This window comes from Holophagales bacterium (genome assembly GCA_016719485.1).
Classification (GTDB): domain Bacteria; phylum Acidobacteriota; class Thermoanaerobaculia; order UBA5066; family UBA5066; genus UBA5066.
The window spans coordinates 1-8593 of sequence record JADJZB010000018.1 but is presented as its reverse complement, the minus strand read 5'-3'; the positions used below and the strand labels follow the sequence as shown (position 1 = coordinate 8593).

Sequence of the window (8593 nt, the reverse complement as noted above, 5' to 3'; positions counted from 1 at the left end):
AGTGCAAGAGCGGTGATCTGGACACGAAGCCGAGAAGGTGGCACGAATGTCTCTCCTGCGCCTAACCGTGGCATCAGCGGCGAGCGTAGCGAGTCCGCTGCATGCCGGGTTAGGCCGCGCCGTGGGAGTGCACGCGGAGGCGCTGCTACTGGCGGCGAAAGAGAGAGGCAAGGAAGGAGCGTTTCGGAGGACGCAAGAGCGTGATGAAGCATGCCTCGTCGTCGCTTGGGGGATCCTGATCGTGGCGAAACGCGGTTAAGGCCTTGGCGAGGTCGACTGGGACGTCGAAGACGAAGTCCACCGAACTGTCTGCACCGCCTTCGGCCTCGAGTTGCGCTAATGCCTCGGTACGGAGAGCCGAAAACGGGTCGGGTGGCGCCCCCTCAGCGAGGAGGTCCGTGAGCCCTCGCGCGGAATCATGAGTGACCTGCCAGATGCGCCGGCCGTCGGTCCATTGAGACGCCACGGAGTACATCACGTGCTCCTCGACCGCGCAGGTTACGAGAACGGCAGAGGCCGATAGATCGCTGAGCGGTAGCCGATCGACGTAGTCGCAGCGGTTCGCGAGGACGAGATACCAGTCACCGTGGAGTTTGGCCCCCACGATGTCGGCGTCGGGGACGCTGTCGGCTTCGGTCGATTCGGAGAGACCGAGGCGCGCGAGGATGGAAGCCTTCTCGGCTCCTTTGACCGCGAGCCATGACAACGCGAAACCCATTAGGGACTCCTTGAAATGAGTGGCGTAAGCGACCTAACGTCTGGCATCAGCGGCGAGCGCAGCGAGTCCGCTGCATGCCGGGGTTAGGCGGGCGGTTGGTGGCGTGAGCGTGCGATGGGGCTGACGCGGTGCTTCAGCAAGAACGCCCCGGCACCAAGTAAGACTCGTGGGCCTACGGGCGGGCGCTGGAGGTGTGAATCGGAGGCCCGACACCGTCGATCCAGCGGGCAACCTTGGAGTCGGTACTGAGGAGATCGGGGACCTCTGCGATGGAGTCGATGACGGCGTCCATGGATGCGATGTCGGTGCCCTCTACGATTGCGATGAGGTCAGGCGAACCGAAGAGTGCGTCGGCGTGAATGACACCGGGGATCTGGCGTATCTGTCGGAGGGACTTCTTCGGCTGACGCGAGGTGATGAAGACGTACGCCCAGGTGTTCATCGGTGTTTCTCCCAGACGGGGTCGTGGCGCGGTGGTTCGGAGAGTGGTGAGGGAGCGTGGAGAAGGAACCGCGAGGGAGGCGAATGCCGGCGGATTACAGCACGACGCGGATGGGCCGGCGCCCGCCTAACGTCTGGCATCAGCGGCGAGCGCAGCGAGTCCGCTGCATGCCGGGGTTAGGCCAGGCGTTGGTCGGTCTCGGGGGCGGGGACGGGAATGACTGCTTCGGCCTCGATTTCGACGAGGAGCGCTGGGTCGATGAGCTGGCTGACCTGAACCATGGTGGCGGCAGGACGGATGGCGCCGAAGAACTCGCCGTGGGCGCGGCCGACCGCCTGCCATTGAGAGATGTCGGTGACGTAGATGCGGGTGCGGACGACGTGATGAAGGGATGCGCCCGCCTGCTCGAGCGCGGCCTGGATGGTGCGGAGGGCCTGAATGGCCTGAAGGTAAGGGTCGCCGGGGCCGACGATGCCCGCCGGAGTGACCGCGGTCGTGCCGGCGACGAATACCTGCTGGCCGATGCGAACCGCGCGGGAGTAGCCGACGACCGCCTCCCATGGCCCGCCGCTGGAGATGTTGATGCGCGCGTCAGTCATGCGAAGAGCCTAACCGTTGAGGGAACACGGACGCCTCGGCGCCGGGCCTAACGTCTGGCATCAGCGGCGAGCGAAGCGAGTCCGCTGCATGCCGGGGTTAGGCGGGGCCGTTTCCTCTGGGGCGGAAGGAGACTGTGGCGAGGGAAGCCCGAAGAGGGCCTAGGTCGGCGTCGCGCGGGGCGACGACCCAGGCATGAATGGCGAGTTCGGTGTGGGCCGCGCTATGACGGTAGGGAAGAACGGTGTCGGCCCGATGGAGGCCGTCAACGACTGATTCCTCCCAGACGACGGGGTGGCCAGCGAGCGAACCGGAGCGCCCCTGAGCAGTGGCGCTGGGATGGAACTGTGGAGCTGTGCCGAAGTAGAGGCCGACACTGCAGTTCGGATGGCTCGGGGAGGATGCCTCGTACACGTAGAAGTCCGGCCCATCCTTGAACTGCCAGGCGAAGTCGGATGGAAGACCACCGTGCGGCTCAAGCTCGGGGAATGCCGTGGGGGAGGGCGAGCCGCAGGCGGACAGCACGATCGCCAGCGTGACCAGAAGCATGCGAGAGGCGCTCATGAAATTAGGACGCTCAGAAGTGCGGCGAGCCCCGCCTAACGTCTGGCATCAGCGGCGAGCGTAGCGAGTCCGCTGCATGCCGGGGTTAGGCAGCGGAGTGGTGTGCTTCGAGGTAGGAGAGAAGACTGGCACGTGCCGCAGGTGGGTACCGGGACGGTTGAAGCGTCAGGTAGGACCCGTCGGTGCCAGTGAGGCGGATAGATAGCCCGAACCGGACGGCGCGGGCGATGAGCGACAGAGCCGGTACTGTCAGGCCGCTGATTGGCACGCTGCAGTGCCGCGCTCTCTGACGGGCTGGGAAAAGAAGCAGGGTATCTGTAGCACGGAGAACGTATTGGCCGGATCTGAGGTCATGGAGCGCGAAGGCGGTGCCGACGAGACCGACGAGACACGGATAGAGAAGCAGGTCCCGGGCGTCAACGGGCCTGTGCCGGAAGAGGGCGAGAAGGACCTGTGCGAGCGCAGTTCCGAAGACGAACGGGAGAGTGTCCCAGAGCAGGAGCCGCAAGAACGAGGGGCGCCACTCCGGCTGGGACGGCGATTCAGTGTTCATGGCGGGCATTCTCGGACAGGTGGGATGTGTGATGCACGGCGCCGCTGCCTAACGTCTGGCATCAGCGGCGAGCGCAGCGAGTCCGCTGCATGCCGGGGTTGGGCGGCGTGGATGGTTGTGCACCCGGGGACTGGGTGTCAGCGGCGTGAGAAGGAGAGGCTAACGACGATGTCGAGGGGCACCGGCGTTCCGGACCGAGCGGCTGGCTTGTAGGACCACTGCTGAAGGGCGCCCATGCACGCAGGAACGAAGGCGGGGTTGTCGGTTCGGAGAAGTGTGAAGGCCGTAAGCCGTCCGTCGACGGAGGCGGTAGCTTTCACACAGGCGTAACCGGAGGAGCCGGCATTGCGGGGCGGGATTGGCTGGACCCTGCGCACCTCGACGGGCTGGACCACCGACGAATCGGCCTGGGGCATGAGGTCGGCGCATGACCTGAGGAGCTGCTGGGCCTCGGATGGACGGGGTGGCTGTGGGCTGGCAGAACAGCCGGCCAGCACGAAGGGCCCGCAGGCGAGGACGGGGAGAAGGACCGAGCGGAAGGAACGCATGTCTGGCCTTGATGGTAGGTGAGACGTGGAACTGAAGATGAGCGCCCGAAGGTGGCCCAAGCCGCCCAACGTCTGGCATCAGCGGCGAGCGTAGCGAGTCCGCTGCATGCCGGGGTTAGGCAACGGACCGGATGGCGGGGATGCGGAACGGGCCGGGCCTACCGACCTGTGACGATGGTGCGACAGCAGGTGCGCGAGATGGCGAGATGAACGCAGATTTGGTCCGCATCGGGGTGCCAGCGGGCTCCGCCGATGTAGAAGGCCGAATGCTCGACGGAGGACGAGTGAGGGCCTGAGTGCCAATGGAGGTTTAGCGATGCGTGCCTCGCCGGACTCGTCGGTGACCGCGGTCGTGAGGACCGCGCCGGCCTCAGACAGAACGCGGACCGAGGCTCCGGAGATGGGGAGCGGCTCGGCGGCGTCCTCGACGTACACGAGCAGGGTCGAGTGTGATGCGGTAGATGTGGCGGCGCGAAGGGGCACTGAGGACGACGCATTGAGCACGAGGAGGCCGAGGGCGAGGGCGCGGAGGCAGCGAACGGCTGTAGTGGGAGGCGGCAAAGGCATTGAGCGATCCTTTGAGATGCGAAGGTTCGAGTGGCGTTGCCTAACGTCAGGGTTCAGCGGCGAGCGTAGCGAGTCCGCTGCAACCCGAGGTTAGACCAGGGCGGATGGATGAGGAGACGGAAGCTCCGGCGCGGCGTGGCTGGAGGCACGTTTTGAATGCGGGTCCAGAGCCGCCCGAGTGAACCGCGATGTGATGAGACCGACGACCCCTGAGAAGCACGGGGATGAACCCGGCTCGGGCGGCGGCGCCCGGTGAGGGAAGGAGCGATGTGCCAGAAACGGGAAGCGCCGGAGCCCAGGAAGCTGAGAGGGACTGTGCTGGGCGGGTCAGGAGGGTGTCCGCACGCCGGCGCGGTGTTGAAGCGACGGCTCTTCCGGCAACGACCGAAAGCCGCAAGGCCGGGAGTATCTCGGCACCGACGCTGCCGGCGACCACGTGGGCGCCTGTCAGATTCATGGATGAAAAGCCTTGGGGCCTAACGTCTGGCATCAGCGGCGAGCGCAGCGAGTCCGCTGCATGTGATGAGATGGACTCCTCCGGGGCGCCTGAACGGCATCAGAGTGCCAAGGCGTCCGATGCCCTTGGGAGAGCACCAGAAGGGAGGAGTCCGTGAAGAAGCATACGACGATCGCGATGGACATTGCCAAGAGCGTGTACGAGGTGGCGGTCTCGGAAGAACCTGGGCGGGTGAAGGAGCGGCGGCGGTTCACGAGGAGCCAGATGGTGAGGTTCTTCGCGAATCGCGAACCGGCGCGGGTGGTGATCGAGGCGTGCGGAGCGGCACACGCGCTGGCGCGCCAGCTCGAGGGGTACGGGCACGAGCCGGTGCTGCTGCCGCCGGCACAGGTGAGGCGCTACGTGTTGCGGAACAAGACGGACCGGACGGACACGAAGGGGCTGCTCGAGGCGGACCGCAACGAGGAGATCGTGCCTGTGCCTGTGAAGACGGTGGGCCAACAGGCTCTGGTGGCGGTGCACCGGCTGAGATCGGGGTGGATGGCGACGCGCACGGCGCGGCTGAATGCGATTCGGGGCTTTCTTCGGGAGCTGGGCGTGACGGTGCCGGTGGGGGCCACGAGGGTTCTGCCGGCCTTGGCGGGAGCTCTGGAGACGGGCCGAGTGCCAGGAACGCTCGAGACGCTGCTGCGAACGACGGCGGATGAGGTCCGGGAACTGGACCGCCGAATCGAAGAGGCCGAGAGCACGCTGAAGCGACTGGCGCGTGAGATGGATGCGGCGGTTCGGCTGCAGACGGTGCCGGGAATCGGACTGCTGACGGCGACAGCGCTGATCGGCTCCGTCGGCGAGCCGGGCCGATTTCCGTCGGGGCGTCACCTGGCGGCCTTCCTGGGCCTCGTTCCGCGGGAAAGCTCCAGTGGGGACCGGCGACGGCTTGGGGCCATCACCAAGCGGGGAGACGGATACGTTCGAATGCTGTTCACCCACGGGGCGCGATCGGTGCTCCGGGCGGCGTCGGTAAGGAAGCAGAACGACCGGCTCCGGACCTGGGCACTGGAGACGCAGAAGAGAAAGGGCCACAACAAGGCGACGGTGGCACTGGCGAACAAGCTGACGCGAATCGCCTGGGCGGTGTGGCTCAAGGACAGGCCCTACGAGGGCAGAGCACCAGAAGAGACCCTCTGAGAATGTGAAGACGGGAAGGGCATCCCGCCGGCGAACGCTTCGAAACCAACGAGATGATGAGAACGGTCCGACCGTCGCGGAGGAAAGCCGATAACCCGGATGGCTCGAAGAAGCCGTGCTATGCGATTGGCTCTCCGTGCGCGAACCTCATCATGGCCCGGAGTCGGCATGCCGCTCCACACACAGGCCGGAGATACGACTGCTGTCGCGACCTCTCCTCTCTCGTTGCCTTCGACGCCGAGCCCGCGGGAATCACTTCACGAAGCGACCGGGCACCGCCCCCTATCCGCTTGACGGGAGGAGTCCAGATACCGGGGTTAGGCGTCGCTGACCCAAGCCGGGGCGGGAAGTGCTGGCCGTGATGCGTGACGAACAACGATGGTCTGGTGCCTTTGGCGGCGGTGAGATGCGGAGACGCTACGAGGCTTTGGCGGGAATCCGCGGGTGCCACTGGTAGCGGGAAAGGGAAAGAACGCCCTGACGTGAAAACCGGATGCCCTCGCGTTGAAGCATGAGGCGCTGAAGCTGGTCGTGGCCCAGCCGTCGGAACGCGGGCTTGTGCGACCTTGAACACTGCGGCGATGCCACGGGACGCTGCTGTGATCGGGCAGTGCGTGAAGGGCGTAGCCAACGAGGCGGGCGTGCGGGAGACCAGCGAGGAACGCAACCGCCGTAGGTGGCGCGCGGCCGCGAGGTGCGCCGAACGACGGCGAAGATCAAGGAGTGCGTGGAGGAAGAGGAAGGCACGGATGCGTGGGCGATGCCTAACGTCTGGCATCAGCGGCGAGCGTAGCGAGTCCGCTGCATGCCGGGGTTAGGTGGCGCGGATTCACATACTAAGTGCAACACCCCGACAGCCAAGAGGGCGAGCGGTGATACTGGCCGCTACCTCATCCGGCAAGAAGGGGTTGCGACCATGCTGTATCACCAGCTCACCCAGGAAGAACGATATCTCATAGCAGGGGGCCGTCGGTTGCAGAGGAGCCAGCGTGAGCTGGCCGAGGAGCTAGGACGGGCGCCGAGCACGATCAGCCGCGAGATGCGGCGAAACGCGACGCCCCATGACGGGGCCTATCGGGGCGAGAAGGCCCAGAGCTACGCGGTGGCGAGACGACGACGATGCCGCCGTGGACCGCAATTCAGCGAGGACGTGCTGAACCAGGTCGAGAGCGCCCTGAGGGAGCGGTGGAGCCCAGAGCAGATCGTGGGCCAGTTCCGGGCGGAAGGGAAGAGCGTGCCGAGTCACGAGACGATCTATAGACGGTTGCGGCGGGACAGGCGCACGGGAGGAACGCTCTACCGATTCATGCGGATCATGTCGAAGATGGGACGGAAGCGTTATCGCAGCCGGCCCACGCGGGGCGTGCTGCTAGGCAAGCGCCACATATCGGAGCGGGCGGCCGTCGTCGACCAGCGTGGCCGGATCGGCGACTGGGAAGGAGACACAGTCATGGGCACGGGATCCAGGCACTGCCTTCTGACGCTGGTGGAACGCAAGAGCGGTTTCACCCTGATCCGCAAGCTCGAGGCGCGAACCATGGCTGAAGCCACGGCAGCGGCGTCCAGTGTCATCCAGCGCATGCGGCATAGGTTTCAGACAATCACCTTTGACAACGGCACCGAGTTCCATGACTACGAGCGCCTGGAGCAGCGTTTCGGCGTGACCTGCTACTTCGCCACCCCATACCACTCGTGGGAGCGCGGTTCCAACGAGAACCTCAACGGGTTGGTTCGCCAGTACCTACCGAGGGGGCGCTGCCTGCGACGCACCACACAGGAAGACTGCGACAAGATAGCTGCCGCCCTTAACAACCGCCCGCGCAAACGCCACGGGTTTCTGACGCCGCTGGACATCTTTCTCGGTCTCAATGGGTGTTGCACTTAGAGGTTGAATCTAGGCCCCGCACGGCGCTACCGAACCTCGACGGTCGCGGTAACGGTAAGCCAGACGGGTACCGGCTTTCCGTGAAGCGTAGCGGGACGATAGCGCCACTGTGAAATGGCCTCTCGAAAGGCACGCTCGTACGCGATGTACGGTTCCTTGTCGGTGCGGCCGCGAAGAAGCCGAAGTCGTTCGACGCCACCCGATACCGTGATGACGGCCTCGAAGATGTAGAGGGGCTGGGTGATCTGAACGTTTCGGTAGCGGTCGGATCTGGGCCTGTACCCGACTGAGTTCGACAGGTGCTGTGACCGCGCCGCCGACCCGGTAGATGCCCGACGCGTCTGCTTGGGGAGGCGGTGCAGCGGCGTTAGCGGTCGGTGTGGCGCTGGCTGAGGGCGTTGAGAGCGGTGCCGAGGGAGGAGCGGACGCGGAAGGGGATGCGGGGCGTTGGCAGCCGATGAGCGCCGCCGCTACGAGCACCGTAAGGACGAAGTGCGAGCGTGAGATGCGCATCTTGGGGAGGGGCCTAACCGTGGGCGTCAGTGGCGAGCACAGCGAAGCTGTGCGAGTCCCACTGCACGCCGGGTTAGCTGTGCGGGTGGACGCTGCTATGGCGCCAGCGTGTGGCCGAAACCGGGGACATGCCACGAGCGCCCCGGTGGTGTTCGCAGGGAATGGGGCCGACGGTGGCGTGCCCAGGAGGCGATGAACTGTGATGCTGGGCATTTCGAGAACCCTGGTGCTCTGGCACGGTTGAAGAACAGCGACGCGAATGTGCCGGGTGACGACTGGCAACGGGGAGCGTCAGTAGGGACCGAAGACGCATGGCCGAGTCCGAGCCAGGTGGGCGAGGACGAAGTGGCCCGGGACGAAGTGATGCGGAGCGGTGCGGTCGAAGCCTGGCGCCGCCACGGTCCTGGAGGAAACCGACCGAGCCGATGAATGCGACGTGGGCTCGGATGCCTGCGTGGACGCGCGCGGGACGTGCCCAGCGGGCGAAGGCGTGGGACGGGTGACGGACGTCTCTAGGTTGGCACGGCTAACGTCTGGCATCAGCGGCGAGCGCAGCGAGTC

General features: G+C 65.8%; 6 protein-coding genes. 2 read left to right on the top strand and 4 right to left on the bottom strand.

Features of this window, described 5'->3' with window-relative positions; all coding sequences use genetic code 11:
- Nucleotides 1-145 precede the first annotated feature (145 nt).
- The 4 genes from IPN03_10360 to IPN03_10345 form a co-directional block, all read right to left on the bottom strand.
- Nucleotides 146-718 carry a hypothetical protein gene (locus IPN03_10360; protein ID MBK9374106.1) on the bottom strand — a complete coding sequence of 191 codons (573 nt, stop codon included), beginning with the start codon at nt 716-718 and terminating at the stop codon, nt 146-148.
- Nucleotides 719-890: 172 nt separating this feature from the next.
- Nucleotides 891-1160 carry an Lrp/AsnC ligand binding domain-containing protein gene (locus IPN03_10355; GenBank protein ID MBK9374105.1) on the bottom strand — a complete coding sequence of 90 codons (270 nt, stop codon included), beginning with the start codon at nt 1158-1160 and terminating at the stop codon, nt 891-893.
- 176 nt (nt 1161-1336) lie between these two features.
- Entirely contained in the window at nt 1337-1759 is a 423-nt protein-coding gene (locus IPN03_10350; protein ID MBK9374104.1) for a RidA family protein, read from the bottom strand.
- Nucleotides 1760-3011: 1252 nt separating this feature from the next.
- Nucleotides 3012-3422, bottom strand: coding sequence for an energy transducer TonB (locus IPN03_10345; protein ID MBK9374103.1), 411 nt, complete (start codon nt 3420-3422; stop codon nt 3012-3014).
- A 1201-nt stretch (nt 3423-4623) separates the two neighbouring features.
- Between IPN03_10345 and IPN03_10340 the strand changes: the two genes are divergently transcribed.
- The gene (locus IPN03_10340) at nt 4624-5634 is read left to right on the top strand and encodes an IS110 family transposase (GenBank protein MBK9374102.1); all 1011 of its coding nucleotides are present in this window, start codon (nt 4624-4626) and stop codon (nt 5632-5634) included.
- A gap of 916 nt (nt 5635-6550) precedes the next feature.
- Nucleotides 6551-7519 (top strand): IS30 family transposase, encoded by a 969-nt coding sequence (locus IPN03_10335; GenBank protein MBK9374101.1) that lies wholly within the window; start codon nt 6551-6553, stop codon nt 7517-7519.
- Nucleotides 7520-8593: the final 1074 nt, after the last annotated feature.